The 25,400-nt window shown below is 64.1% G+C and carries 21 protein-coding genes and 1 pseudogene; 16 read left to right on the top strand and 6 right to left on the bottom strand.

The genetic code is table 11. The annotated features are described in order from the left end of the window. Positions 1–286 precede the first annotated feature (286 nt). The 9 genes and pseudogenes from edd (at position 287) to AWB72_RS19815 (ending at position 8,982) form a co-directional block, all read left to right on the top strand. Positions 287–2,179, top strand: coding sequence for a phosphogluconate dehydratase (gene edd, locus AWB72_RS19855; protein ID WP_087128588.1), 1,893 nt, complete (start codon positions 287–289; stop codon positions 2,177–2,179). Positions 2,180–2,265: 86 nt separating this feature from the next. Then, positions 2,266–2,898, top strand: a complete 633-nt coding sequence (gene eda, locus AWB72_RS19850; protein ID WP_040051168.1) for a bifunctional 4-hydroxy-2-oxoglutarate aldolase/2-dehydro-3-deoxy-phosphogluconate aldolase — start codon at positions 2,266–2,268, stop codon at positions 2,896–2,898. 408 nt (positions 2,899–3,306) lie between these two features. Continuing rightward, entirely contained in the window at positions 3,307–4,467 is a 1,161-nt protein-coding gene (locus AWB72_RS19845; protein ID WP_342065950.1) for a DUF2827 domain-containing protein, read from the top strand. Further along, complete coding sequence (locus tag AWB72_RS19840) at positions 4,464–5,615, top strand: DUF2827 domain-containing protein (protein ID WP_087128586.1); 1,152 nt, start codon at positions 4,464–4,466, stop codon at positions 5,613–5,615. The genes AWB72_RS19845 and AWB72_RS19840 overlap by 4 nt, the downstream gene beginning before the upstream one ends. Before the next feature lie 46 nt (positions 5,616–5,661). Next, positions 5,662–5,868 (top strand): annotated as a pseudogene (locus AWB72_RS19835) (DUF2827 family protein); the annotation flags it as partial. A 151-nt stretch (positions 5,869–6,019) separates the two neighbouring features. Beyond that, positions 6,020–6,436: a YadA-like family protein gene (locus tag AWB72_RS19830; RefSeq protein WP_087128585.1), complete on the top strand. Its 417-nt coding sequence runs from the start codon at positions 6,020–6,022 to the stop codon at positions 6,434–6,436. Positions 6,437–6,551: 115 nt separating this feature from the next. After that, the gene (locus AWB72_RS19825; RefSeq protein WP_143754652.1) at positions 6,552–6,833 is read left to right on the top strand and encodes a hypothetical protein; all 282 of its coding nucleotides are present in this window, start codon (positions 6,552–6,554) and stop codon (positions 6,831–6,833) included. 279 nt (positions 6,834–7,112) lie between these two features. Then, positions 7,113–8,477, top strand: coding sequence for a GntP family permease (locus AWB72_RS19820; RefSeq protein WP_087128582.1), 1,365 nt, complete (start codon positions 7,113–7,115; stop codon positions 8,475–8,477). 10 nt (positions 8,478–8,487) lie between these two features. Next, the gene (locus AWB72_RS19815) at positions 8,488–8,982 is read left to right on the top strand and encodes a gluconokinase (protein ID WP_040051163.1); all 495 of its coding nucleotides are present in this window, start codon (positions 8,488–8,490) and stop codon (positions 8,980–8,982) included. Positions 8,983–9,035: 53 nt separating this feature from the next. On the opposite strand, the gene purB is transcribed toward AWB72_RS19815, so the two are convergent. The 3 genes from purB to AWB72_RS19800 all read right to left on the bottom strand — a co-directional run bounded on the left by purB (position 9,036) and on the right by AWB72_RS19800 (position 12,253). Then, complete coding sequence (gene purB, locus AWB72_RS19810) at positions 9,036–10,424, bottom strand: adenylosuccinate lyase (RefSeq protein ID WP_167550970.1); 1,389 nt, start codon at positions 10,422–10,424, stop codon at positions 9,036–9,038. 94 nt (positions 10,425–10,518) lie between these two features. Beyond that, positions 10,519–11,220 (bottom strand): N-acetylmuramate alpha-1-phosphate uridylyltransferase MurU, encoded by a 702-nt coding sequence (murU, locus tag AWB72_RS19805; RefSeq protein ID WP_087128579.1) that lies wholly within the window; start codon positions 11,218–11,220, stop codon positions 10,519–10,521. A 7-nt stretch (positions 11,221–11,227) separates the two neighbouring features. Next, positions 11,228–12,253, bottom strand: coding sequence for an aminoglycoside phosphotransferase family protein (locus AWB72_RS19800; protein WP_087128577.1), 1,026 nt, complete (start codon positions 12,251–12,253; stop codon positions 11,228–11,230). Between the two features lie 245 nt (positions 12,254–12,498). Here AWB72_RS19800 and AWB72_RS19795 point away from each other — a divergent pair, with 245 nt between their 5' ends. The 4 genes from AWB72_RS19795 to rsmA all read left to right on the top strand — a co-directional run bounded on the left by AWB72_RS19795 (position 12,499) and on the right by rsmA (position 18,210). Then, positions 12,499–14,889, top strand: a complete 2,391-nt coding sequence (locus AWB72_RS19795; protein ID WP_087128645.1) for an LPS-assembly protein LptD — start codon at positions 12,499–12,501, stop codon at positions 14,887–14,889. A gap of 102 nt (positions 14,890–14,991) precedes the next feature. Continuing rightward, the gene (locus AWB72_RS19790; protein ID WP_087128576.1) at positions 14,992–16,347 is read left to right on the top strand and encodes a peptidylprolyl isomerase; all 1,356 of its coding nucleotides are present in this window, start codon (positions 14,992–14,994) and stop codon (positions 16,345–16,347) included. 5 nt (positions 16,348–16,352) lie between these two features. Beyond that, on the top strand, positions 16,353–17,366 hold the full coding sequence (gene pdxA, locus AWB72_RS19785; protein ID WP_087128574.1) for a 4-hydroxythreonine-4-phosphate dehydrogenase PdxA: 1,014 nt from the start codon (positions 16,353–16,355) through the stop codon (positions 17,364–17,366). A gap of 34 nt (positions 17,367–17,400) precedes the next feature. After that, positions 17,401–18,210, top strand: coding sequence for a 16S rRNA (adenine(1518)-N(6)/adenine(1519)-N(6))-dimethyltransferase RsmA (gene rsmA / locus AWB72_RS19780; RefSeq protein ID WP_087128572.1), 810 nt, complete (start codon positions 17,401–17,403; stop codon positions 18,208–18,210). A gap of 6 nt (positions 18,211–18,216) precedes the next feature. Here the strand turns inward: rsmA and AWB72_RS19775 are convergent, their stop codons facing one another. Next, positions 18,217–18,438 carry a hypothetical protein gene (locus tag AWB72_RS19775; protein WP_087128571.1) on the bottom strand — a complete coding sequence of 74 codons (222 nt, stop codon included), beginning with the start codon at positions 18,436–18,438 and terminating at the stop codon, positions 18,217–18,219. A gap of 190 nt (positions 18,439–18,628) precedes the next feature. Between AWB72_RS19775 and AWB72_RS19770 the strand changes: the two genes are divergently transcribed. Next, positions 18,629–19,894: a metallophosphoesterase family protein gene (locus tag AWB72_RS19770; protein WP_087128644.1), complete on the top strand. Its 1,266-nt coding sequence runs from the start codon at positions 18,629–18,631 to the stop codon at positions 19,892–19,894. A 3-nt stretch (positions 19,895–19,897) separates the two neighbouring features. After that, the gene (locus AWB72_RS19765) at positions 19,898–23,362 is read left to right on the top strand and encodes an ATP-binding protein (RefSeq protein ID WP_087128570.1); all 3,465 of its coding nucleotides are present in this window, start codon (positions 19,898–19,900) and stop codon (positions 23,360–23,362) included. On the opposite strand, the gene AWB72_RS19760 is transcribed toward AWB72_RS19765, so the two are convergent. Beyond that, a complete protein-coding gene (locus tag AWB72_RS19760; RefSeq protein WP_087128568.1) occupies positions 23,350–24,165 on the bottom strand; it encodes an SIR2 family NAD-dependent protein deacylase in 816 nt (271 codons plus the stop codon). The genes AWB72_RS19765 and AWB72_RS19760 overlap by 13 nt on opposite strands. Then, positions 24,162–25,238, bottom strand: a complete 1,077-nt coding sequence (locus tag AWB72_RS19755) for a helix-turn-helix transcriptional regulator (RefSeq protein ID WP_087128567.1) — start codon at positions 25,236–25,238, stop codon at positions 24,162–24,164. The genes AWB72_RS19760 and AWB72_RS19755 overlap by 4 nt, the downstream gene beginning before the upstream one ends. Between AWB72_RS19755 and AWB72_RS28950 the strand changes: the two genes are divergently transcribed. Beyond that, positions 25,237–25,392, top strand: a complete 156-nt coding sequence (locus AWB72_RS28950; RefSeq protein ID WP_159459388.1) for a hypothetical protein — start codon at positions 25,237–25,239, stop codon at positions 25,390–25,392. The genes AWB72_RS19755 and AWB72_RS28950 overlap by 2 nt on opposite strands. Positions 25,393–25,400: the final 8 nt, after the last annotated feature.

The raw sequence follows: 25,400 nt of genomic DNA, 5'->3' as shown, positions 1-25,400 counted from the left end.
CGCCTATGCTGGAAATTGCTGGGACTATAGCCGATGAACGGACTTGTACAAATACTACAAGCAGACTTTGATGTTTCTAAGGGATTTCCCTGAAACGCGCGTGCCGCAAGACATCAAGGTAGGCGCATGCTTAACAATATACGCGAGATGCGTCGTTGAAATCGTGTAGTTTTTCTACTAATATGCGCGAAACGGCCAACGACACGATAACGACGCAGCCGCCGTTCCTCACGATGTCCAACCCCAAACGACGGCAGGCGCGCCGGAGTGAGACGAAGGAGCTTCGATGGTTTCCCCGCATTCGCATTTGAAGAAGGTCACCGACCGCGTGATCGAACGCAGCAAGCCGACGCGCGCGGCTTATCTGGCGCGCATCGATGCCGCGCACGACAAATTCCCGGCCCGCGGCGCGCTTTCGTGCGCGAACCTCGCGCATGGCTTCGCCGGTCTCGAAGGCCAGGAGAAGTTCGCGATCAAGGCGGTGCGCGAGCCGAACATCGGCATTGTGTCGTCGTATAACGAAATGCTTTCGGCGCACGCACCGTACAAGAGCTTCCCGGACATCATCAAGCAGGCGGCGCGCGAACACGGCGGCGTCGCGCAATTCGCGGGCGGCGTGCCGGCCATGTGCGACGGCATCACGCAGGGCAACGCGGGCATGGAGCTGTCGCTGTTCTCGCGCGAGGTCATCGCGATGAGCACGGCCGTCGCGCTCACGCACAACATGTTCGACGCGGCATTGTGTCTCGGCGTCTGCGACAAGATCGTGCCGGGACTCGCCATCGGCGCGCTGCAATTCGGGCATCTGCCGACCATCTTCGTCCCGGCCGGCCCGATGACGAGCGGCCTCACCAACGACGAAAAAGCCAAGGTCCGCCAGGAATTCGCGACGGGCAAGTGCGATCGCGGCGCGCTGCTCGAAGCCGAAGCCGCCGCATATCACGGCCACGGCACCTGCACGTTCTACGGCACCGCGAACAGCAATCAAATGCTGATGGAAGTGATGGGCCTGCATCTACCGAGCGCGGCCTTCGTGCATCCGCACACGCCGCTGCGCGATGCGCTCACCGCCGAAGCCGCGCGCCGCGTGCTCGACATCACCGTCGAGCGCGGCAATTACACGCCGATCGGCCATATCGTCGATGAAAAGGCGATCGTGAACGGCATCGTCGCGCTGCTCGCGACGGGCGGATCGACCAATCACACGCTGCATCTGGTGGCGATCGCGCGCGCGGCGGGCATCGTCATCGACTGGAACGATTTCGACGAGCTGTCGCAAGTCGTGCCGCTGCTCGCGAAGATCTATCCGAACGGCAAGGCCGACGTGAACCATTTTCACGCGGCGGGCGGCGTCGCGTTCCTCGTGCGCAATCTGCTGGAAGGCGGCTTGCTGCACGAGGACGTGCAGACGGTCGCCGGTCGCGGGCTGTCGCACTACACGAAGGAGCCGAAGCTCATCGACGGCAAGCTGCAGTGGGTCGACGGCGCCGCCGAAAGTCACGACACGAAGGTGCTGCGCGGCATTCGCGAGCCGTTCCAGCCGGACGGCGGCCTGCGTCTGATGCAGGGCAAGCTCGGGCGCGGCGTCATCAAGATTTCGGCGGTCGCGCCGGAGCATCGCGTGGTGAAGGCGCCGGCCATCGTGTTCAATTCGCAGGAAGAAGTGCAGGAAGCGTTCGACAAGGGCGAGCTGAAGCGCGATTTCGTCGCGGTCGTGCGCTTTCAGGGCGCGCGCGCGAACGGGATGCCGGAGCTGCATCGGTTGACGCCGCTTCTCGGCGTGTTGCAGGATCAGGGCTTTCACGTCGCGCTCGTGACCGATGGCCGCATGTCCGGCGCGTCCGGCAAGGTGCCGGCGGTCATTCACGTTTCGCCCGAAGCGCTGCTGCAAGGGCCGCTCGGCAAGGTGCGCACGGGCGACATGCTCGTGATCGACGCGCCGGCGGGCGTGCTCGATATCGACATCGACGCGAAGGAATGGGCGTCCCGCGAAGTGCAAGCGCCGGCGAATCAGGCGGACAACGAAGCGGGCTTCGGGCGCGAACTGTTCGGCGTGTTCCGTAGCGCGGCATTGCCGGCGGAACAGGGCGCGTCCGTGTTCGGTGCGATGATCGGCGCGGCGGCAGCCCACGATCGCCACGCCGCACGCGATGCCTCGCACGCGCATGCATCGGCGTGAAGCCGAGACGGACACGAGCGGTCGAACCTGACACGAACCCGCGGACCGACGCGAAGTCGCCGCACAAAAAACAGGAGTCGCATCAAATGAAAACAGTAAGCGAAATCGTGCGTCTCGGACCGGTGATCCCGGTCCTGGCTTTCGATTCGGTGGAGCAGGGCGAACACGTATCGCGCGCGCTGCACGCCGGCGGCGTGAAGGTGCTGGAAATCACGCTGCGCACGGCGGCCGGGATCGCGGCCATAGAGCGGGCGAGTCAGCTTGCGGAAGACATCGTGGTGGGCGTCGGCACCATCACGAAGCCCGAGCACTGCGAGCAGGCGAAGAAGGCGGGCGCCCAGTTCGGCGTGTCGCCGGGTCTCACGAAGGACATGCACAAGGCCGCGCAGGACGCCGGACTTCCGCTGTTGCCGGGCGTGATGACGCCGAGCGACATCATCAACGCGCTAGAACTCGGCTATGAGATCGTCAAGTTCTTCCCGGCGCAACAGGCGGGCGGCATTCCGATGCTTCAGGCTTTCTACGGTCCGTTTCCGAACCTCAAGTTCTGTCCGACCGGCGGCATCACGGCCGAGACGGCATCGAATTTTCTGGCGCAGCCGAACGTGGTGTGCGTCGGCGGTTCGTGGTTGACGCCGAAGGCCGCGCTGACCGCGCAGAACTGGGAAGAAGTCACGCGGCTCGCACGCGCTGCAAGCGAACTGGCGCAGCTCAAGTAAGCACCACCGGCGCGCGGTCCTCACCGCGCGCTTTTTCCATCGGGCCGCGCGGTTCTCGCGCGGTCCAGCATCCCCGCTTTTCCCCGTAATTCTAGAACGGCATCATTCGAGCCGGAATCGCGTTAAGAAATAAAATAAGAAAACGCTGAATTGGATAGTCGAATAAGAATTATCCGATTCAACTGAGCGATAAGACCAGTCTCATTAAATCCCCGTTTGCTGGGAATTTTCATCGTTCTTCTATATATTTAATTGCGTACCGTCTCATGACGCACGCAGCCGCAGCGCGAGAGCGCATCGGGATTCACCTCTTGCATCGCGCACACGCTCGGTCGGGAGCGTCAACTGAAAGCGCGCGTGCATTTGTTGTCGTGAGGCGCAATTCAGTTAATTCGGGAAATCAATCCGGTGACTATTCGAATCGGGATCTCAATCGTTACCCATGAAGGGCAGAACATCTGGCAGAACGGACTCGGCCAGAATGTGATTTTTTTCGCTGAGGCGTTGCAAAAGCTGCCTTTCGTCGAATCGATTTCGCTTATCGACGTCGGTGACCAGCACGTCCTGCCGCCGCAAGTCGATATGAACGCCAAGGGCCTGCGCATCATGCGCACGAAAGATGCCGCCGACGCGGTGGACGTCGTGTTCGAAATGGGCGGCGCGCTGGATACGCAATGGCTCGACCTCATGCGCGCCCGCGGCAAGAAAGTGGTCTATTACTGCTGCGGCCAGCCTTATGTCGGGCTTATCGAGGCGCCGATATTCGAGAAACCGGTGCATGTCATGCGGCCGGATCGTTACGACGAAATCTGGCTGATGCCGAAAGACCGTCTTTCCGTTCCGTTGATGCGCAGCCTTCACCGTTGCGACGTGCATCTGATTCCGTTTATCTGGCATCCGCAGTTTCTCGAACAACGCATCGCTGAAGTGAACGAGCATGGCTTGCAATACGGCTATCAGCCGCGAAGCGATGCATCGATGGCGCCGGAACAAAAGCCGCAGGGTTTTCGCGTGGCTATTTTCGAGCCGAATATCTCCGTCGTCAAAACCTCCAGCATTCCGATGCTGATTTGCGAAGAGGCATATCGCGCCGATCAATGCAGTGTGTCTGCAATGCATGCGCTCAACACGCTGCACATGAAGGATCACCCGACGCTGAATCACCTGGCGAATTCGCTCGATATCGTGAAAGCGGGCAAGGCGATATTTCACGGGCGCAACGATATTGCCGGTTTCATGGCACAGTTCTCCGATGCCGTCGTTTCGCATCAATGGGGAAACGACCAAAACTATTTGTATCTCGACGTTTTGTATGGCGGTTATCCGTTGATTCATAACTCGCCGTGGATGCGCGACGCCGGTTACTACTATCCGGGTTTCGACGCGCAAGAAGGCGGACGTCAATTGCTGGTGGCGGCGCGTGAGCACGATTCATCCCTGGCGGATTATCGCGCGCGGGCGCAGCGGGTCATCGACGCGGTTAATCCTTTCAATCAGGCCAACCTCGACGCATTCGCCGACCGGTTGCTGAACCTGTTCAAGCACAACGAGGCGAAGCTCCGCGTATGAACAAGCACACTCAATCCCGCATGCCCGAGCGGCTCAATGTCGGCGTCTCGATCTTTATCCGAAAGGGCGAGCAATCGCTTTGGGAAAACGGCATTTTTCAGAACTGCCTTTACCTCGTGATGCTGCTGCTGCGTTCACCGCGCGTGAAGTCGACGTACCTCGTGACGGGCGGCGGCGATGGCGGCCCCGAGGACGCGAAGCGCTTTCTGTCGGATTCGCCCGTTCCGTTGATCGACATGGAAACCGCCATGTCGAGACTCGATGTGATGATCGAAATGAGCGCGCAGCTCGGCCGCGAATGGGCGGTGAAGTTCCGCGAGCGCGGCGGCAAGATAATCACGATGCGCGTGGGTAACGATTATGTGATCGACATCGAACGTATGGTTTTCAATTTGCAACACGCGTTGTTGATTTCAGGTGCGCCCTACGATGAAGTCTGGACGCTGCCCGAATACGAAAGCAGTTGCAAACCGTACTTCGAGACGCTGTTTCGCGCGCCCGTCAAGCTGATGCCGCATTTGTGGAGCCCCGTCGTGCTCGAGCGCGAAGCCGCGAAACTGCCCGAAGGGCAGAAGTTCGGCTATCAGCCGGGCCGCCGGCGCTGGCGTATCGGCCTGTTCGAGCCGAATGTCTGCATGGTCAAGACCAGTTATATCCCGATGCTTTGCTGCGAAATGGCGCATCGCGAGAATCCGGACATGATCGAACGCATGTGGGCTTATAACACCAACAAGCTGAAAGAGCATCCGGCGTTCGTGGGCTTCGCGCAAAGTCTGGATATCGTCAAGCACGGCATGGGCTTCTTCGAGGGACGTTATCCGTTTGCGCAAATCGTTCCGGCTTCGGTGGATGCGGTTGTCAGTCACCAGTGGGAGAACGCGCAGAATTATGTGTACTACGAAGCGCTTCATGGCGGATATCCGCTGATACACAATTCGCATTTGATTGGCGACTGCGGATATCGCTATCACGATTTCGATTGCGAAGAGGGCGGGCGCGCGCTGCGCCGTGCCTTCGAGACGCACGACGCGAATCTCGACAGCTATCGCGCGAAGGCGAATGCGCTCATCCGAAAACTCGATCCTGAGAACGAGGACAACGTCCGCGTTTATACCGAAGCGCTCGAGGCCGTCTGCGCGAGGACATGACCAACATGAATGAATTGACTCAAACGGAACAACGGAGTGCGGGGCGATGAAGAAGCTGCGTGTAGGGATCACCATCGGCCTGCATCATGCCGCCGAAACGCTCTGGAATAATGGCATCAAGCAAAACGCGGTTTTTCTTGCCGAAGCACTGAATCGGTGTCCAAACGTGGCGAGCACGGTGCTCGTCAATACGACGTCGGTGCCGATCACCGATCAGTTGCCCTGGGAGCTGAAGCGCTGGCCCACGGTGTCCACCGGCGTGAGCTCGCTGTCGACTTCGACCTCGACCGGCATCAGCTCGCTGTCCACGGGCGCGAGTTCGCTGTCCACCGGTATCAGCTCGTTGTCGACATCCACCTCGACGGCCAGACGCCGACAACTCCGTCGCGCTGGGCGCAGGCTCGGTGTCGGATCGTGCGCAGACGGTCTCCGTGGGCGCGGCCGGCAGCGAACGTCAGATCACCAACGTCGCGGCCGGTACGCAGGACACCGACATGGTCAACGTGAACCAGTTGAACGACGCGGTATCGTCGGCCAACAGCTACACGGATCAGCAAGTCGGTGCGATGCAAGGCGCAGTCAACGGTGTCGCGCGCAATGCCTACTCTGGTATCGCGGCGGCGACGGCCATGGCGATGGTCCCGAACATCGATCAGGACAAGACGATGTCGGTCGGTGTGGGCGGCGCCTCGTATCAGGGCTATGCGGCCGCTGCGGTCGCGGTGAACCTGCGCGTGACGCAGAACCTGGTGCTGAAGGCCGGAGCGGGCACGAGCCGCAACGGCACGGTGTATGGCGCGAACGCGTCGTATCGCTGGTAAGCAGGGTGGGCTGAGCTGACCAGGGGGAGCTGAGCTGACGCTCACGCTCACGGACCGGGCGGTCGCAGATGTCCGCGATCGCCCGGTCCGTTTTTTGTTGCAACAGGAATTCGTGATGTTCAAATCAATCAGTGCCGTCGGCGCGTTCGTGCTTTTGCTCGCTGCGTGCTCGACCGATACCGGCGTGACGTACACATCCCGCAAGGTGAGTATCGCCGGCCAGCCGGATGCGTACCGCGTGACGTGCTCGGGCCTCTTCGAATCGCAGAAGTCCTGCTTGGCGGCCGCCGCTCAGGTTTGCAAAGAACGTCAGGTGGTGTCGGCGCAAGCGATCGACGGCGCGCCAGGCGATCAAAATCGCAATCCGCGAGAGATCACGTTCAGGTGCGCGTCGTAAGCGCAGCGTCCTTCTTCAGGCCAGCAATGAATTGAAGCCGGTGTTCATCGAACGCCGGCTTTTCCTTTTCTGCGCGCGGTTTTTTCGTCTTCTCGAACGCGCCCGAGTAAGTCCCTAGTCTCCTTAGAGGCAGCCTGCAGACACCCAACTGCGGCTTACCAGTAAAATTCCGATTTCTCCGCGCCGTGTGCGCGCTTGCCGGACATTGCGCTTTTAAGCAGGCAGCGACGGCAAACGCACGCATAGCGCAAATAACCTCAACAAAATCAAGGAGGCGTCATGCCGGCCGTCCACGGGAGCATGCTGCTGCTCTACGCGGTGATCGCGATCGCAGTTCTGATCCTGATGATCGCGCGTTACAAGGTTTATCCGTTCCTCGTCCTGATGATCGTGTCTGTCCTGCTCGGCCTCGCGGTCGGCATGCCGATGGACAAGATCGTCAAGGCATTCGAAACCGGCAACGGCAACACGCTCGGTCACATTGCCGTCGTCGTCGGTTTGGGCACGATGCTCGGCAAGATGATGGCCGAATCCGGCGGTGCCGAGCGCATCGCCAATACGCTGATCAATCTGTTCGGCGAGAAGAACATTCATTGGGCGATGATGATCGTCGCGATCATCGTCGGCTTGCCGGTGTTCTTCGAAGTCGGCTTCGTGCTGCTGATTCCCATTGCCTTCAACGTCGCGCGCCGCACGGGCAAATCGCTCTTGCTGATCGGCCTGCCGATGGTCGCCGGCCTGTCCGTCGTGCACGGCCTGATTCCGCCGCACCCGGCCGCGCTGCTCGCGGTGCAGGCGTATCACGCGGATATCGGCAAGACGATCGCGTACGGGTTGATCGTCGGCGTTCCGACGGCAATCGTCGCCGGACCGCTTTTCGCGCTGATGATCCACAAGTACATCAAGCTGCCGGACGCCAACGCGCTCGCCGAGCAGTTCGTGCAAAAGCATGGCGATACGCAAAAGAACCGTGAACTGCCGGGCTTCGGCATCACGCTGTTCACCATCCTGCTGCCGGTCATTCTGATGCTCATCGGAAGCTGGGCCGATCTCGTCTTCGCGCCGAAGACGCTGCCGAACGATCTGCTGCGTTTCATCGGTCAATCGGATATGGCGCTGTTGATCGCCGTGCTCGTCAGTTTCTGGACGTTCGGCGCGAAGCAGGGCTTCAATCGCGATCAGATTCAGAAGTTCTGCGGCGAGTGTCTTGCGCCGATCGCGGGGATCACGCTGATCGTCGGCGCGGGCGGCGGCTTCGGCCAGGTGCTGCGCGACAGCGGCATTTCGCAGCAGATCGTCGCGACCGCGACGCAGGCGAGCCTGTCGCCGCTGCTGCTCGGCTGGTTCGTCGCGGCGCTGATCCGTCTTGCGACCGGTTCCGCCACGGTGGCGATGACCACCGCTTGCGGTATCGTCGCGCCGATCGCGGCCGCGGCCGGCGGCAACATCAAGCCGGAATTGCTCGTGCTCGCGACCGGTTCGGGTTCGCTGATTTTCTCGCACGTGAACGACGGCGGCTTCTGGCTGATCAAGGAGTACTTCGGGATGACCGTCGGTCAGACGTTCAAGACGTGGTCATTGCTCGAAACGATCATTTCGCTGATGGGCCTCGGCCTGACCTTCGTGCTCGCAGCGGTTCTGTAAGGAGACTTCGATGATTCTGATCGCAATGGGCGTATCGGGCGCGGGCAAATCGCTGATCGGCGAATTGCTGGCCGAGCGGCTGCACTGTCCGTTCACCGACGGCGACGCGTTCCACAGTGCCGCCAACAAGGAAAAGATGCATCACGGCATTCCGTTGACGGACGAGGACCGCTGGCCGTGGCTCAAAACCATCCGCGCGGCCATCGAGGAAAAGCAGCGCGCGGGCGAAACGGCCGTGTTCACGTGTTCGTCGCTGAAGCGCTCGTACCGCGACGTGCTGCGCGACGGCGACAAGGACGTGTGCTTCGTCTATCTCAAAGGCTCGATGGACGTGCTGCGCGAACGCCTCGGGCATCGCACCGGCCATTTCTTCGATCCGTCGCTGCTGCAGAGCCAGCTCGACACGCTCGAAGAACCGGGCGAAGACGAGGCGATCACGGAGAGCATCGAGCTGACGCCGGAGCAGATCGTCGATAACGTGATCGAGAAGCTGAAGACGCGATAAAAGAAAAAGCCCCGAAATTCGGGGCTTTTCTTCATGCGACGCACAAACCGCGTTCAGCCGATGCGCTTCGCCAGCTCCACCGCCTTGCCGATATACGTGGCCGGCGTCATGTCGAGCAGCAGTTGCTTCGCGTCGGCCGGAATCGCGAGGCCGTTGATGAACGTCTGCAGCGCGTCGCGCGTGATGCCCTTGCCGCGCGTCAGTTCCTTCAATTGCTCGTACGGATTCTCGATGCCATAACGGCGCATCACCGTCTGAACCGGCTCCGCGAGCACTTCCCAGCAATTGTCGAGATCTTCGTTCAGGCGCGCCGCGTTCACTTCGAGCTTGTCGAGGCCGCGAATGAGCGCGTCGTAGGCGAGCAGCGAATAGCCGAACGCCACGCCGATATTGCGCAGCACCGTCGAATCCGTCAGGTCGCGCTGCCAGCGGGAAATCGGCAGCTTGTCGGCGAGATGGCGCAGCGTCGCGTTCGCGAGGCCGAGGTTGCCTTCCGAATTCTCGAAGTCGATCGGATTGACCTTGTGCGGCATCGTCGACGAACCGATCTCGCCCGCCTTCGTGCGCTGCTTGAAGTAGCCGAGCGAAATGTAGCCCCACACGTCGCGGTCGAGGTCGAGCAGGATGGTGTTCGCGCGCGCGACGGCATCGAACAGTTCGGCCATGTAATCGTGCGGCTCGATCTGGATGGTGTACGGATTGAACGTCAGCTTGAGGCGGTTTTCGACGACATCCTTCGAGAACGCTTCCCAGTCAAATTCCGGATACGCCGACAGATGCGCGTTGAAGTTGCCGACCGCGCCGTTCATCTTGCCGAGCAATTCGATCTTCTCGATGCGCTCGATCGCGCGCGACAGACGCGCCGCGACATTCGCGATTTCCTTGCCGAGCGTCGTCGGGCTGGCGGGCTGGCCGTGCGTGCGCGAGAGCATCGGCTGTTCGGCGTGCGCGTGCGCCAGCTTGACGAGGCGCTCGTGCACCGAACGCAGCGCCGGCAGCATGACGTGTTCGCGCGCGCCCGCGAGCATCAGCCCGTGCGACGTGTTGTTGATGTCCTCGGACGTGCACGCGAAGTGGATGAACTCGCTCGCGCGCTCCAGTTCCGGCTGGCCCTTGACCGATTCCTTGAGCCAGTATTCGACCGCCTTCACGTCGTGATTCGTGACGCGCTCGATGTCCTTGATGCGCGCGGCGTCGTGCGCGGTGAAGCGCTCGGCCAGGCTTAGCAGGAATTGCTCGGATGCCTCCGAGAAGCGCGGGACTTCGGCGAAACCGGCGCGCGACAACGCGATCAGCCAGTGAATCTCGACCGTCACGCGATGGCGCATGAAAGCGGCTTCGGAAAGCCAGTCACGCAGGGCTTCGGTCTTGGCGGCGTAACGGCCGTCGAGTGGCGAAAGCGCGGTGAGCGCGAAGAGGGTATCGGGACGGGTATCGGACATGGTGACGTGTCGGCGCCGCTTGCGGCTGGGAGGAAAAGACGGGAGAACCGCGCATTTTACCATCGGATGCGTCCCAATCCGGGCCGCGCACGCGTCAGCGCTGGCGCAGTTCCAGATCGAGCGCGTGGAGTTGCGCCGGCATGCCGACGTTTTCCCATCGGCCTTCGTAAAGCTCGCCGCTCGCGCGTCCGTCTTCGATGGTCTCGCGATAGTACGGCGTCAGCGCCCGCCGCGTGCCGGGCGCGAGATCGCGGAACATGCGCGTGTCGTACAGGCCGATGTTGCCGAACGTGTAGCGCGGCGCGCCGTCGAGCGCGAGCTTGCCGTCGATCAGCGCGAAGTCGCCTTTCGCGTGAAACGGCGGATTCGGCACCATGACGAGATGCATGCCGGGCGCGTTTTGCGCGGCGAGCGTTTCGGCGCGATGCCGCAAGCTGGCGAAGTCGAAGTCGCAGAACACGTCGCCGCTCACCGCGATGAACACGCCCGATCCGAGCAGGTCGAGCGCCTGCGCGATCCCGCCCGCCGTTTCCAGCGCTTCGGTTTCCGGCGAGAAGCGCAGATCGACGCCCCAGCGCGATCCGTCGCCGAGCGCGGCTTCGATCTGCGCGCCGAGCCATGCGTGATTGATGACGATGGTCCGCACGCCCGCCGCCGCAAGCCGCTCGATCTGCCAGACGATGAGCGGCTTGCCGCCTGCTTCGAGCAGCGGCTTCGGACAGGTATCGGTGAGCGGGCGCATGCGTTCGCCGCGGCCGGCGGCGAAGATCATCGCCGTCTTCAAAGCGTGCGTCATCGTGAATTCAGAAGGTGTAACCGGTTTCGATCGCGCGGCCTTCGAGCGAATCGAGCAGGCGCGCGAACGGCCACAGCGGCGCATAGCGTTCCGCGACCTTGCGCGCATAGCCGATGAAACGCGGCAGATCCGCGAGGTAACGCGGCTTGCCGTCGCGATAATGGATGCGCGCGAACAGCCCGAGCACCTTGATATGCCGCTGCAGGCCCATCCATTCGAGCTGGCGATAAAACTCGCCGAAATCCAGATCGACGGGCAGCCCGGCCTTCTTCGCGCGTTCCCAGTACCACGCGATGCAGTCGAGCTGAAACTCTTCGTCCCAGCTGATGAACGCATCGCGCATGAGCGAGGCCATGTCGTAGGTGATCGGCCCGTACACCGCGTCCTGGAAATCCAGCACGCCGGGATTCGGCTCGGAGACCATCAGATTGCGCGGCATGAAGTCGCGCAGCATGAAGGTCTGCGGCTGCGCGAGCGCGCTTTGCGTGAGCAGCGTGAAGGTTTCGTCGAGCGTCTTGCGTTCGTCGGCGGTCACTTCGCGGCCCAGATGGCGGCCGATGAACCACTCGGGCATCAACTCCATCTCGCGGCGCAGGAACGCTTCGTCGAACGGCGGCAACACGCCTTCGCGCGCGGTCTGCTGAAAGCGGATCAGCGTCTCGATGGCCGCGCGCATCAGCGCTCGCGCGTTCTTCTCGTCGAGCACGGAAATGTAGGTGGTCGTGCCGAGATCGGTGACGAGCATGAAACCGGCGTCGAAATCCGCTTCGAGAATCTTCGGCACATGCACGTTGGCCGCTTCGAGCAGACCGGCGACCTGAACGAACTCGCGGCATTTTTCGGGCGGTGGGGCATCGACGGCGATCAGCGTGCCGCCATGCTCCGATTCGCTCGCGAGCCGGAAATAGCGGCGGAAACTCGCGTCGGCGGAGGCGGGCGCGAGTGTCGCGAGATCGAGCCGGTAACGGTCGGCAAAGGTTTGAAGCCAGGAACGGAGTTGATCGAGGCGGGCGTCGGAGGGAATGTGCGTCATAAATTCGAGAGGCAAAACATCTTGCCATATAATACCCCACGACTTTTTTAAGCGATCCTTGAGCGATCTGTTCGCGCCTGGCGCCAGGCGCCGACGACCGTGCCGCGTCAACGTTCCATCGAGTGTCGTCCCTGCATGGCAACCGAGCGTCGAGTTCGGCCATGGCATCGACGCGGGCGAATTGCGGCCGCTCACTCGGCGGCATGGAGCGCGTGACGCGAACGGGATCGAACCGCCACCCATACATGCCGCCACGACAGTTTCCCGTATCGAAGATCAAAGGCGATGCTCAGCCACGCAGGCGGCGGCTCGTCGCCGCTTTGCTTTCCGTACCGGGCTTGATGCCCGCTCTCGCGCACGCTCAACTCGCGGGCGCCGCGGCTGACGCGCAGCCGCTCGACGGCCCCGGCAGCCTGCGGCTCGCGCCGCAACTGCTCGAACGTCCGCTGAAGAACGGCCAGCAGCCCACGACCTTCCTGCTCGGCGACAAAGCCACCGGCACGTCCGACGAAGACATGGCCGCGAAGGGCTCGGCCGAAATCCGGCGCACGGTCACGGTCATCAAGGGCGACGCGCTTCATTACGATCAGGATACGGACATGGCCGATGCGTTCGGCAATGTCAGGCTGATCAACAACGGCGTGTCGTTCGTCGGGCCGGAAGCGCATCTGAAGGTGAGTTCGAACGAAGGGTTCATGACGAACCCGAAGTACCACTTCAACGTGACGGGCGGCTCGGGCAGCGCGGAACGCATCGACATCATCGACAACGAGCGGGCGCGCGTCGATCACGGCACCTACACGGCGTGCCAGTGCGAGACGGACCCGTCGTGGTACATCAAGGGAACGGCGTTCGATTTCGATACCGGCTCGGAAGAGGGCGTCGCGCATAACGGCGTGCTGTTCTTCCAGGGCGTGCCCGTGTTCGCGAGCCCGTGGCTGTCGTTCCCGCTGACGGGCGATCGACGCAGCGGCCTCTTGCCGCCGACGTTCTCGGTCAGCTCGACGACCGGCTTCGAAGCAACGGTCCCGTACTACTTCAACATCGCGCCGAACCGCGACCTGACCCTCACGCCGCGCTTCATGTCGCGCCGGGGCGTGCTGGGCGAGGCGAACTATCGCTATCTCTCGCCGACGTATTCCGGTTCGCTCACCGTCGACTATCTGCCGAACGACAGCGAGACGCATACGAACCGCTATGCGATCTTCTGGCAGCATCGGCAGAATTTCGGCGGCGGGTTCGGCGGTTACGTCAATTACAACAAGGTTTCGGACGATCAGTATCCGGAAGATCTCGGCAACGCGTCGAACCAGTTCCTGAACGGCACGCAGCTGCTGTATCAGCAGGAAGCCGGGCTCACGTACAACAACGGTCCGTGGTCCGTGCTCGGCCGCGAACAGCGCTGGCAGACGCTGCAGCCGTCCATTCCGCCGTACGCGCGCGAGCCGCAGTTGAACGTGCAGTACAACAAGTACAACGTCGGCGGTTTCGATTACGGCGCGGAAGCCGATTTCACGCGCTTCACGATCACGCAGGAAGGCGCGACCGACGGTCAGCGCATGTACTTCAACCCGTACCTGAGCTACGGGATCAACGCGCCGGGCTACTTCTTCACGCCGAAGGTGCAATGGCACTTCGCGTCGTATGACCTGAGCCATATCGCGACCGGGCCGATCGCCGGGCAGCCGCTCACGCCCGCCGGCCAGCCGAAGAACTTCACCGAATCGATCCCGACGCTCAGCCTCGACACGGGCCTCGTGTTCGACCGCTCGGTGCGGCTTTTCGGGCAGGACTACATCCAGACGCTGGAGCCGCGGCTCTATTACGTCTACACGCCGTACCGCAATCAGAACTTCGCGCCGATCTTCGATACCGCCGAAGCCGACTTCGGCTTAGCCGAGATCTACACGCCGAACACATTCGTCGGCAACGACCGGATCGCGGATGCGAACCGCCTGACCGCCGGCCTCACGACGCGCTTCATCAACCCGGCGACGGGCGACGAGCGCGCGCGCTTCGTGATCGCGCAGCAGTACTATTTCACGAGCCAGCGCGTCACGATTTCGCAGGATCAGCCGATCAATGAGGCGAAGCACTCGGACCTGATCGCGGGCGCGGCGATCAAGCTGGGCGCGGGTTTCGCCTCGGAAACGGCGTTCCAATATAATGTCGACAATAACCAGCTCGTGCGTTCGAGCATCGGCTTCGCGTACAGTCCGGCCGAGCGCAAGGTCATCAACGTCGGCTACCGGTACACGCGCTCGAACCAGACCACGCTGGTGAACGAGCCGATCAACCAGCTTCTGGTGTCTGGCGAATGGCCGCTGACGAATCGCCTCTATGCCGTCGCGCGCGTCAATTATGATCTCGCCAGCCACCGTCTCGTCGACGGCCTCGTGGGCTTCCAGTACGATGCCGACTGCTGGGCGTTCGGCTTCGGCGCGCAGCGTTATGCGAACGGCGTGAACACGAGCGGTCAGCCTTCGTCCGGCACGCGCGTGCTCGCGCAGATCACGTTCAAGGGCTTGTCGAAGGTCGACAACGGTCTCGTGAGCGCGTTCAGGGCCAGCGTCCAGGGCTACCAGCCGCCGCCGCCGTCGGCTCCGCCGCTCGCGCGCTTCAGCAATTACGAATGAGGCCGACGCAGGCATTCTCTGACAGCACCCGGATCGCCGCTCGGGCATACGCGCAGCGCACAAAGGGTCAAGTGTGGATTTGATGGAGTATCTGTGGCAAACATGAAATTGTTTCGATCGACGGCAATGGCCGCCGCCGCGCTCACCGCGGCGCTGATGGTGAGTTCGCCGGCCGGTGCGCAGGCATTGTCGAATCGCAATGTGCAGGTCGCGGATTCCGTCGTCGCGGTGGTCAACGACGGCGTCATCACGCAGCGCGAACTGGAAGAGCGCTCGAATCTCATCGCGCAGCGGCTGCAGCAGCAGAAAGCGCCGGTTCCGCCCGCCGATCAGCTGCGCCAGCAGGTGCTCGACCAGATGGTGCTCGAGCGCATCCAGTTGCAGCGCGCGAAGGAAGACGGCATCGTGGTCGACGACGCCACCGTCAACCGCACGCTCGAACGCCTCGCCAAGCAGAACCAGATGACGCTCGACGTCTACCGCTCGCGCATCGAGGCGCAGGGCGTGCCCTGGTCCACCTTCATGCGCGACGCGCGCACCGAACTCACGCTTTCCAAGCTGCGCGAGAAGGAAGTCGACAGCAAGATCACCGTGTCGGACGGCGAAGTCGCGAACTACATCGCCAGCCAGCGCGGGCCGGGCGCGCGCAACGCAAGCGATCTGCACCTTCAGCACATCATGTTCAAGCTGGCTTCGGACGCGCCGGAGTCGGACGTCGCGGCCGTGCAGGCCAAGGCCGACGCCGTGCTGAAACAGGCGCAGGCGGGCGACGACTTCGCGAAGCTCGCCAAGCAGAATTCGCAGGATACCGACGCCAGCAAGGGCGGCGACCTCGGTTTCCGCGCGCCGGGCACACTGCCGTCGGGCATCGTTTCGGCGGTATCGACGCTGCGTCCGGGTCAGGTCGTGCCGACGCTCCTGCGCACCGACGGCGGCTTCGAGATCCTGAAGCTCGTCGAGCGCCGCGCGAGCCAGGGCACCGCTGCCGATGCGCCGAAGCTCGTGCAGACGCACGTGCGCCACATCCTGCTGCGCGTGTCGGATGGCATGTCGGAAGCAACCGCGCGCCAGAAACTGCTCGACATCAAGCAGCAAGTGGCGTCGGGCGGCGACTTCGCGAACTTCGCGCGCACCTATTCGCAGGACGGCTCGGCGTCGCAGGGCGGCGATCTCGGCTGGATCAGCCCCGGCGAAACCGTGCCCGAGTTCGAACGTGCGATGAACAATCTGCAGGACGGCGCCGTCAGCGATCCGGTGCGCAGCGAATACGGCTATCACCTTATTCAGGTGCTCGGCCGCCGCGAGGCCGAAGGGTCGGCTACGCAGCAGCTCGACATCGCGCGTCAGGCGATCGGCCAGCGCAAGGCCGAGCAAGCGTACTCCGACTGGCTGCGCGAACTTCGCGACACCGCCTACGTGCAGTACAAGGGCATCGCTGCGCAAGAGGCGCAGCAGTAAGCCGCATGAGCACCGCCGCGCATTCCGACCAGCCCGAAGCCGTCACCGTCGCCATCACGACGGGCGAACCGGCGGGCGTCGGTCCGGAACTGACGGCGGTGGCGTTGCGCGAAGCGCAATCGCGCTGGCCGGCGGTGCGCTTCACCGTGCTCGGCGACCGCGCGTTGCTCGAAGCGCGAGCGGGCGCGGGCGCGGGCTGGCCGGCGAACGCTGAGCCGGTCGACATCGAACATCACGCACTCGCGGCGCCCGCCGAAGCCGGCAAGCTGAACGCCGCCAACGGGCGCTACGTGCTCGGCTTGCTGGACGCGGCCATCGACGGCGCGGTTGCGGGCCGCTTCGACGCCATCGTCACCGCGCCGCTGCAAAAGAGCACGATCAACGACGCCGGCGTGCCTTTCACCGGTCACACCGAATATCTGGCCGAGCGCACGCACACGCCGCGCGTCGTGATGATGCTCGCGGGCACCGGCGAGCGCCCGTTGCGCGTCGCGCTCGCGACCACGCATCTGCCGCTCAAGGACGTGTCCGCCGCGCTCACCATCGACGGGCTCGTTCAGACGCTTCGCATCATCCATCACGACTTGCGCGCGCATTTCGGCCTCGCCGCGCCGCGCATTCTCGTGACGGGGCTCAATCCGCATGCGGGCGAGAACGGCTATCTGGGCCGCGAGGAAATCGACGTCATCGCGCCCGCGCTGGAACGCGCCCGCGCGCTCGGCATCGACGCGCCCGGTCCGTATCCCGCCGACACGCTGTTCCAGCCGCGCTATCTGAAAGACGCCGATTGCGTGCTCGCCATGTTCCACGATCAGGGCTTGCCGGTGCTCAAATATGCGACGTTCGGCGAAGGCATCAACGTGACGCTCGGCCTGCCGATCATCCGCACGTCGGTGGATCACGGCACGGCGCTCGATCTCGCGGGCACGGGCCGCGCGGACGCGGGCAGCATGATCGCCGCGATCGACGCCGCCGTCACCATGGCGCGTCACAAGCGCCAGCTTCAGCGTCACGCCTAACGTCACGCGGGCGACCGCATCTACCGAAACACGTATGTCCACCAAACATCAGGGCCACCTCGCGCGCAAGCGCTTCGGCCAGAACTTTCTCGTCGATCAGGGCGTCATCGATTCCATCGTCGACGCCATCGCGCCGAAACGCGGCGAGCGCATGGTCGAAATCGGGCCGGGGCTCGCGGCGCTGACCGAGCCGCTGATCGAACGCGTGTCCACGCCCGAATCGCCGCTGCATGCGGTGGAACTCGACCGCGATCTGATCGGCCGACTGGAGAAGCGTTTCGGCGACAAGCTCGTCGTGCATTCCGCCGATGCGCTCGACTTCGACTTCGGCTCGCTCGCGCTGGACGGCGATAAACCGACGCTGCGCATCGTCGGCAATCTGCCGTACAACATTTCGAGCCCGCTCCTGTTCCATCTGACGGCGTTCGCGCCGAAGGTCATCGACCAGCACTTCATGCTTCAGGACGAAGTGGTCGAACGCATGATCGCGGAGCCGGCGAGCAAGGACTACGGGCGCTTGTCGGTGATGCTGCAATACCGCTACGTGATGGACAAGCTGATCGACGTGCCGCCCGAGTCGTTCAACCCGCCGCCGAAGGTGAATTCCGCGATCGTGCGGATGATTCCGTTCGCGCCGCACGAACTGCCGGCGGTGAACGACGCGGTGCTGAGCGACGTCGTCAAGGCCGCGTTCGCCCAGCGCCGCAAGGTGCTGCGCAACAATCTGTCCGCGTATCGCGACAAGATCGACTTCGACGCGCTCGGCTTCGATCTCGCGCGCCGCGCCGAAGAAGTGCCGGTCGCGGAGTTCGTTGCGCTTGCGCAGGCCGTGGAGCGTGCATAGACGCGCTCATCGCGGCCGTCCGGCGCGGGAAGCATCGGCGAGCCGGGACATCAGCCGGTCGAGCCGCACGCGCTGATCGCGTTGCAGGCCGCGTGTCGCGCTGACCTGCTGCACGCGCGTGCGCCAGTACGTCTGGCCGAACAGCGAATTCGCGCCTTCGGCGGACAAGACGCGTTCCAGATGGACGATGGCGGCATCGACGTTATGCGTGGTGTAGGGACTGGTCATCGGTAGACCTCGCTTTCGTGTTGACGTCGATGATTGTGCGTGCGCGTCGGGACATTTCGCGTCTCTTGCGCGTGCCGCTTTTCACGCGTTGAACGAGACGCGAAGTGTCCCGTTCATGTGCGACGATCGTCGTCCGCATTCGGCCGGCGCGACACCGCGCGACACCAATACTCAAGGGGAAGACAACGCGATGCGCTTCATCCATGCGGCCGACATTCATCTCGACAGCCCGCTGCACGGCCTGTCCGCCTACGCCGACGCGCCCGCCGACATGCTGCGCAACGCCACGCGCGAGGCGTTCTCGAAGCTCGTCGCGGTTGCCATCGACGAGCAAGTCGATTTCATGGTCATCGCAGGCGATCTGTACGACGGCACCTGGCGCGATCACAACACCGGCATCTTCTTCTGCAAGGAGATGGGCAAGCTGCGCCGCGCGGGCATTCCGGTGTACGTGCTCCACGGCAATCACGACGCCGAAAGCGAAATGACCAGCCAGCTCCAGTTGCCGGACAACGTCCACACGTTTTCGACGAAAAAGCCGCAGACGTATCGCATCGACGCGCTGAAGGTCGCGCTGCACGGCCACAGCTTCAAGGACAAGGCGGTGACGGCGAATCTGGCCGCCGCGTATCCGTCGCCCGTCGATGGCTATTTCAATATCGGCGTGCTGCACACGGCGCTGGAAGGCTCGTCGGCGCATGCGAACTACGCGCCGTGCACCGTCGCCGAGCTGCACGCGCGGGAGTATCAGTACTGGGCGCTCGGGCATGTGCATGAATTCGCGATGTGGGACGAAGCCTCGACGATCGTGTTTCCGGGCAATCTGCAAGGGCGCAACATCCGCGAGACGGGCAGGCGCGGCGCGGTGATCGTCAACGTGTCGGAGGCGGACAAGTTGAGCGTCGAGCGGCTTTTTATCGACGTGTTGCGCTGGGAATCCGTCATCGTCGATGCGTCCGGTCTCGCCACGCTCGATGAAGTCGCGCGCGCGGCCGGCCGTGCGCTCGAAGCGCTGATCGAACGCGCCGAGCGGCCGGTGCCGCATGCGGTGCGCGTGACCGTCACCGGCGCGACGAAAGCGCACGGCGAACTTTTCGCCAACGCCACGCAGTTGCGCGCCGAAGTGCTCGCGCAGATCGCGGCGATCAGCCACGAGAGCCTGTGGCTCGAAAAGGTGAAAGTGACGACGCAGCCGATCGCGCGCGCATTGCCGGCATCGAATGAAGACGGCGCCGCCGATGCGCTCGCCGATCTCCACGGCCTTCTGATCGAAGCCGAATCCGATCCCGAATTCATCGCCATGCTGAAAGAGCGGCTCATCACGCTGGCCTCGCAGGCGCCGGCCGAATTGCAGAAGTCCGTGCCCGAACTCGAATACGTGCGCGACGGCGACCTCGCGAAGCTCGTGAGCGAAGTGCGCTCCGGCCTCATCGCGCAACTCGCGGACGCGGAGTGACGCATGCGCATCAGTCAACTCGATCTCATTCGCTACGGAAAATTCACGGATCACACCGTCGACTTTCCGTCGGCGGAGCACGATTTTCATTTTGTCGTCGGCCCGAACGAAGCGGGTAAATCCACGATCAAGACGGCCATCTCCGAACTGCTCTTCGGCATGCCGCATAGTTCGTCGCTGGCGTTCCGGCACGCGCAAAGCGACCTGCGGCTCGGCGCGAAGCTGCAAAAGGATGGCGCGGGCATTGCGTTTCATCGCACGAAGAGCCGCAAGTCGCCGCTCGTCACGTCCAATGGCGACGCGCTGACTGCCGACGCGCTCGCGCCTTTTCTCGGCGCCGCCGACAAGAGCTTCTTCGAGCAGATGTATTGCCTCGATCACACGGCGCTGATTCGCGGCGGCCAGAGCATTCTGGATGCATCGAGCGATGTCGGGCAGGTGCTGTTTCAATCGGCGGCGGGCATCGCGAGCTTGGGCGAAGTGCGCCAGCGTCTCGCCGACGAAGCCGACAGCCTTTGGGCGAAGCGCAAGTCGGGCGAGCGCGCGTACTACATCGGCCTGAAGCAATACGACGAAGCGACCGCCGAACTCAAGACCGCGAGCGTGCGGACCGCGCAGTGGCGTCGTGCGCACGGCGCGGTCGAGGACGTGCAGGAGCGCAGTCGCGAACAGGAAGCGCGTCGCGCGGAACTCGAAGCGAAGCGCGCGCGGCTCGAACGCATTCGACGCGTCGCGCCGTATCTGAACGTGTGGCGCGACAAGGCGGCGGAACTGAGCGAACTCGGCGATACCGCCGATCTCCCCGCCAACGCCGAGGCCACGCTGCAAAGCGCGCTGACGCGGCTCGCGTCCGCGCAGACCGCGCTCGATCTGCACGCGAACGCCGTCGATCAATTGCAGAAGGATCTGGGCGAGATACGCATCGATCAGGCGCTGCTCGCCGTCGAAGCCGACATTCGCGCGCTCGAAGCGACGCGGCATCGGTGCGCGAATCACGCGGACGAAATCGCGCGGCTGGAACAGGAAGTCGCTGCGCGTCTGCGGCAGATCGCGCAGGATTGCGCGCAACTCGGCTGGCCGCAGGACGAAGCGGGCGCGCGCCGCGCGCTACCGGGGCCACTCGCGTTGCAGACGGTGTCGAGCCTGATGCTCGAGCGCGGCGAACTCGAACTCGCGGCGCGTCATGCGGAGCAGGCGGTGGAGGAGGGCGTCGCGGAAATCGCGGCGCTGGAAGCGCGTCTCGCTGCGATCGCGCATGCCGATGTCGCGCCCGGTTTGCGAGCCGCCGTGCGCGCCGCGCAGAAGTATCGCGATACCGATGCGACGCAACGCCGCCTCGACGACGCGCGCCGTGACGCGGAGCACGCACTGCAGGCGGGCCTCGCATCGCTGGGGAAATGGACGCGCCCGCTCGCCGAACTTCAGGCGATGACGCTGCCGACAGCCGAGCGCATCGCATCGTTGCGCGACGAGCGGCAGGCGCTGGCGTCGCGGCTCGCGCTGGCCGAAGATCGCGTGAAGGAAGCGCAGGACGCGCTTCACGACACGCAAACCGAACTCGGCGACTTCGTGCAGACGCATCAGGTCGTGACCGGCGACGAAGTGCGCGAGGCTCGCGACACGCGCGATGCCGCCTGGCGCGCAATGAAATCGGGCGATGCGCCGCTTTCGTCCGCCGCGCCGGAATTCGAAACCGCGATGCACGCGGCGGATGCGCTCGCTGACCGTCAGCTCGGCTCGGTCGGCCAATCGACGCAGCTTGCCGCGTTGAAGCGCCGCGTGTCGGCGGACGAGCAGACCGTCGCGCGCCGCGAGCAGGCCGAGCGCGAAGCGGCTTCGGCGTTGCAGCAATTCGACGAGACGTGGCGCACGCTGGCCGCGCAATCGCAAATAGCGGACATGGTGCTCGACGATGTGCCGTCGTGGCTCGCGCGTCGCGGTGAAGCGCTGTCGGCATCGCAGACGCTTGCGAAGCACGCCGCCGAGCTCGCCCGCGAATCCGCCGATGCCGCCGCGCACCGCGACGCCCTCGCGCGCCATCTCGCGGACGCGGGCGTCGCCGCCGATGCGCTCGCGCGTCTCGACACGCTGTGCGACATCGCGGAAGCCCACATCGGCGCGATCGATGCGGCGGCGCTCACGCGTCGTCACATCAGCGGGGAACTCGATACGGCGCGCGCCGAGAGCGTCGCGCGCCAAAGCGCGGCGAAAGCGGCGAACGAAGCCTTCGCGCGCTGGCAGGGCGAGTGGTCGGCGGCGGTCGCGAAGGCGGGCGTCGCGGTCGCGGCGGATTCGCAGTCGGCGGCGGAAACGGCCATCGCCATCGTGAAGAGAATCGGCGAGCAGCTTGCGCATGTGGACGCCATTCGCACCGGTCAGATCGACGTGATGCGCGCGTCGCTCGCGGCGTTGGCGTCGAATGCCGCGCGGCTCGCGGGTCAGATCGACAGCGAACTCGTCACGCTCGGAGCGAACGGGATTTCGCTCGAATTGTCGACGCGGCTCGAAAGCGCGTGTGCGGCGCGTGCGGAAGCGGAGCGCATCCGGAAGGAACTGGCGACCGCGAACGAACAGGTGAGCGCTGCAAAAACGGCCTTCGAGGAAGCGCGCGCGAGCTTGCGGCCGCTCTACGATCTCGCGGGCGTCGACACGCCAGACCTGCTCGCGGCGCGCATCGCGAAGGCGCAGCGCAAGCGCGAGTTGACCGCCGCCGTCAACGACGCGCGCGACGCGTTCATCAAGGGCGGCGACGGGCTGACGCTCGACGCGCTCATCGCGGACGTGGCGGGCGCGGACATCGCGAGCGTGGAGGCCGAGCTTTCGCTGATCGGCGGGGCGTTGACGGAGTCGGTGAACGCATCGACGGCGCTCGCCGCCGAACTCGCCGCCGCGCGCCGCGAACTCGACGCCATTTCCGGCGAAGCCAACGCCGCGCGCGCCGAGGCGAAGCGCCAGGAAGCGCTGTCCGTCATGGCCGATGCCGCCGAGCGCTTCGTCAAGGTCGAGACGGCATCGACGCTCTTGAAGTGGGCGATCGACCGATACCGCGAGCGTCGGCAAGGTCCGATGCTCTCGCGGGCGAGCGCGATCTTCTCCGAGCTGACGCTAGGCGCGTTCGCGCGGCTCGTCGTCGATTACGATCGCCAGCCGATGGCGCTGGCCGCCGTGCGCGCGGCCAGCGGCGAGCACGTCGAGATCGGCGGCATGAGCGAGGGCACGCGCGACCAGTTGTTTCTCGCGCTGCGGCTCGCGGCGCTCGAAGAGCACGGAGAAAAGGCGTCCGCGCTGCCGTTCGTCGCGGACGATCTCTTCATCAATTTCGACGACGCCCGCGCCCGCGCCGGCCTGCGCGTGCTCGCGCATCTGGCGAAGCGCACGCAGGTGATTTTCCTGAGCCACCACGATCACCTCGTCGGCATGGTGCGCGAAGTGTTCGGGCCGCACGTCAACGTGCGCTACATGAGCTGATCGAGGCGCAGAAGCGTCGCCATCGCGCCGCCCGCGATGCCGACGCCCACGCCCGGCGCAATGTCATGCTCGCGCGGATTGATGCGGATCACGCGCGGGCCGTGGCGTTCGCTGAAGCGCCGGACGGTCGGCAGCGCGCGGCCCGCGCCCATTTCGACGACCACGAGCCGCTCGACGCCATCGAGCCACGCGGCGAGTCTGCCTTCCTGACGCGCGGCATGCGTGTCGATCCAGTTCCAGTCGCCGAACATGAGGATGTTCGGCCGCGCGATGCGCCCGCAATGCGGACACACCGGCCACGCGTTGACGAGTTCGCAGCGGCTTTCGTCGATGACCGGCGCGAAATCGTCGGCGGGCCAGATATCGTTCGTGCATCCGTCGATGCATTGCATCGCGTGAATCGAGCCGTGGCACTCCGCGACGCGTTCGGGCGCGAAGCCTGCGCGCTGGAATTGGCCATCCACATTGCTCGTGAAGACGAACGCGCCGTGCGCCATGCGCGCGGCCCAGCGCTGGAGCACGCGGAAACCTTCGTGCGGCTCCGTTGCGCGATACAGCGCCAGCCGATGCCCGTAGAAGCCCCACGCGAGGCGCGGATGCCGCGTGAAGCCTCCGGGATTCGCCATCTCTTCGAACGAGAAGCCGTGATGCCGCAACGCCGGATACGCGCGCCAGAAACCTTCGGGCCCGCGAAAGTCCGGCAGGCCCGAATCGACGCCCATGCCCGCGCCCGCGGTGACGAGCAGGCCGTCGGCGTCGCGCAGCCATTCGGCGGCTTGTCGAAGGTTGGTTTCGTCTGTCATGCGTGGGCTTCCCGATGCGCGGCGTAGCGCTTGGCGAGCTTCAGATAATCGTCGGCGAATTCATCGCGCAATGATTGCGGCGCGAGAATCTCGACGCCCGGCCCCAGCGCGCGCAGCCACCAGCGCAGCTTGAGACTGGGCGTGACGGTGCCGGTCACTTTCATGCGGCCATCGGGCAGCGTGTCGATGTGCTGATCCTTCGACATCGGCGATTCGCGCAGCTGATTGCCCGCATTTCCTTCGAAAGCCAGCTCGAGGCGCACGGCCGGCTCGGGCAGGAAGTCGAACGCCTGCTGCGTCTCGATGTACTTTCGCAGCTTGAAGTCTTCGGGATACGTGAACGGCTCGCCGGATTCCGTCACCGAACGAATCCGGTCCAGCCGATACAGCGCGCGCGCCGCTTCGGACTCGCCTTTCTCGGCGCGCGGCGCGCGGCCCGGGTCCTGCGCGACCATGTACATGACGCCCGCCGATTCCACGAGCGCGAGCGGCCAGAGACGCCGGGTCTTTTGATCGCCGCTTGCCTCGCTCTTGTACGCGGGCCGGTATTGCACGAGCAGTTCGCGCTCGAAGAACGTCGCGGTGGCGACCGCGTTGAAGATTTCCGGACGCAGCTTCGGGCGAATCAGCGTGAAGGCGCCATCGACGGAATCGATCTTGTCCGCCCACGCGCGATAAATCCGGCTATCCGCCTTCTCCTGCGACAGCCGCGCTTCGGCCGCCTGAAAGAGCGGGTCGATGTCCTTGGTTACGGCAGTCGGCAGCTTGTTGCCGGCGAAGCGCTGAAGAATATGGAACGCGACGGCCTCGGACGCGCTCATCAACCCGACGCCTTCCTGCAAACCATGCAGCCACGGCTTGCGCTGCCAGAGCAGTTCGCGGCCGTTGATGGTGGAAAGCACGCGCGATTCGGCTTCGAGCGCGGTGAGGTGGCGCTGCACTTTCTTCGTATAGCCGACGCGATGCCCACGTTCCTCGAGCCGCCGACGCACTTCGGGCGTCGACAGCCAGGCGACGGCGTCGCGTTCGGTCGGCAGCACGCGGAGAATGGCTTCGTCGAGGCTCGAGGTCATGGCGATCTGGCTGGAAAGCAATGACTCGATTATAGGAACGATCGGGACAGATTGTGTCTTGATGCGAGTGGGCGGGGATGGTGCGGAGGACTATGCTGCGCGTGAGATGCAAGCGCAAATGACGCCGCAAAAACAAAAAGCCCAGTCGCAATGACTGGGCTA

Origin of the sequence: Caballeronia concitans (assembly GCF_001544615.1) — a bacterium.
GTDB classification, from domain to species: domain Bacteria; phylum Pseudomonadota; class Gammaproteobacteria; order Burkholderiales; family Burkholderiaceae; genus Caballeronia; species Caballeronia concitans.
The sequence above is the reverse complement of the archived record's forward strand: the minus strand, read 5'-3'. Positions and strand labels throughout refer to the sequence as shown.

Excerpts from the sequence above, each read along its gene's own strand:
- AWB72_RS19770 (WP_087128644.1), top strand. The coding sequence starts at position 18,629 with ATGCGCTTCATCCATGCGGCCGACATTCATCTCGACAGCCCGCTGCAC.
- murU (WP_087128579.1), bottom strand. The coding sequence starts at position 11,220 with ATGACGCACGCTTTGAAGACGGCGATGATCTTCGCCGCCGGCCGCGGC.
- AWB72_RS28950 (WP_159459388.1), top strand. The coding sequence starts at position 25,237 with ATGGCGATCTGGCTGGAAAGCAATGACTCGATTATAGGAACGATCGGG.
- AWB72_RS19800 (WP_087128577.1), bottom strand. The coding sequence starts at position 12,253 with ATGACGCACATTCCCTCCGACGCCCGCCTCGATCAACTCCGTTCCTGG.
- purB (WP_167550970.1), bottom strand. The coding sequence starts at position 10,424 with ATGTCCGATACCCGTCCCGATACCCTCTTCGCGCTCACCGCGCTTTCG.
- AWB72_RS19760 (WP_087128568.1), bottom strand. The coding sequence starts at position 24,165 with ATGACAGACGAAACCAACCTTCGACAAGCCGCCGAATGGCTGCGCGAC.
- AWB72_RS19840 (WP_087128586.1), top strand. The coding sequence starts at position 4,464 with ATGAACAAGCACACTCAATCCCGCATGCCCGAGCGGCTCAATGTCGGC.
- AWB72_RS19755 (WP_087128567.1), bottom strand. The coding sequence starts at position 25,238 with ATGACCTCGAGCCTCGACGAAGCCATTCTCCGCGTGCTGCCGACCGAA.
- AWB72_RS19825 (WP_143754652.1), top strand. The coding sequence starts at position 6,552 with ATGTTCAAATCAATCAGTGCCGTCGGCGCGTTCGTGCTTTTGCTCGCT.
- edd (WP_087128588.1), top strand. The coding sequence starts at position 287 with ATGGTTTCCCCGCATTCGCATTTGAAGAAGGTCACCGACCGCGTGATC.
- AWB72_RS19765 (WP_087128570.1), top strand. The coding sequence starts at position 19,898 with ATGCGCATCAGTCAACTCGATCTCATTCGCTACGGAAAATTCACGGAT.
- AWB72_RS19790 (WP_087128576.1), top strand. The coding sequence starts at position 14,992 with ATGAAATTGTTTCGATCGACGGCAATGGCCGCCGCCGCGCTCACCGCG.
- AWB72_RS19815 (WP_040051163.1), top strand. The coding sequence starts at position 8,488 with ATGATTCTGATCGCAATGGGCGTATCGGGCGCGGGCAAATCGCTGATC.
- pdxA (WP_087128574.1), top strand. The coding sequence starts at position 16,353 with ATGAGCACCGCCGCGCATTCCGACCAGCCCGAAGCCGTCACCGTCGCC.
- AWB72_RS19820 (WP_087128582.1), top strand. The coding sequence starts at position 7,113 with ATGCCGGCCGTCCACGGGAGCATGCTGCTGCTCTACGCGGTGATCGCG.
- rsmA (WP_087128572.1), top strand. The coding sequence starts at position 17,401 with ATGTCCACCAAACATCAGGGCCACCTCGCGCGCAAGCGCTTCGGCCAG.
- AWB72_RS19775 (WP_087128571.1), bottom strand. The coding sequence starts at position 18,438 with ATGACCAGTCCCTACACCACGCATAACGTCGATGCCGCCATCGTCCAT.
- AWB72_RS19795 (WP_087128645.1), top strand. The coding sequence starts at position 12,499 with ATGCCGCCACGACAGTTTCCCGTATCGAAGATCAAAGGCGATGCTCAG.
- eda (WP_040051168.1), top strand. The coding sequence starts at position 2,266 with ATGAAAACAGTAAGCGAAATCGTGCGTCTCGGACCGGTGATCCCGGTC.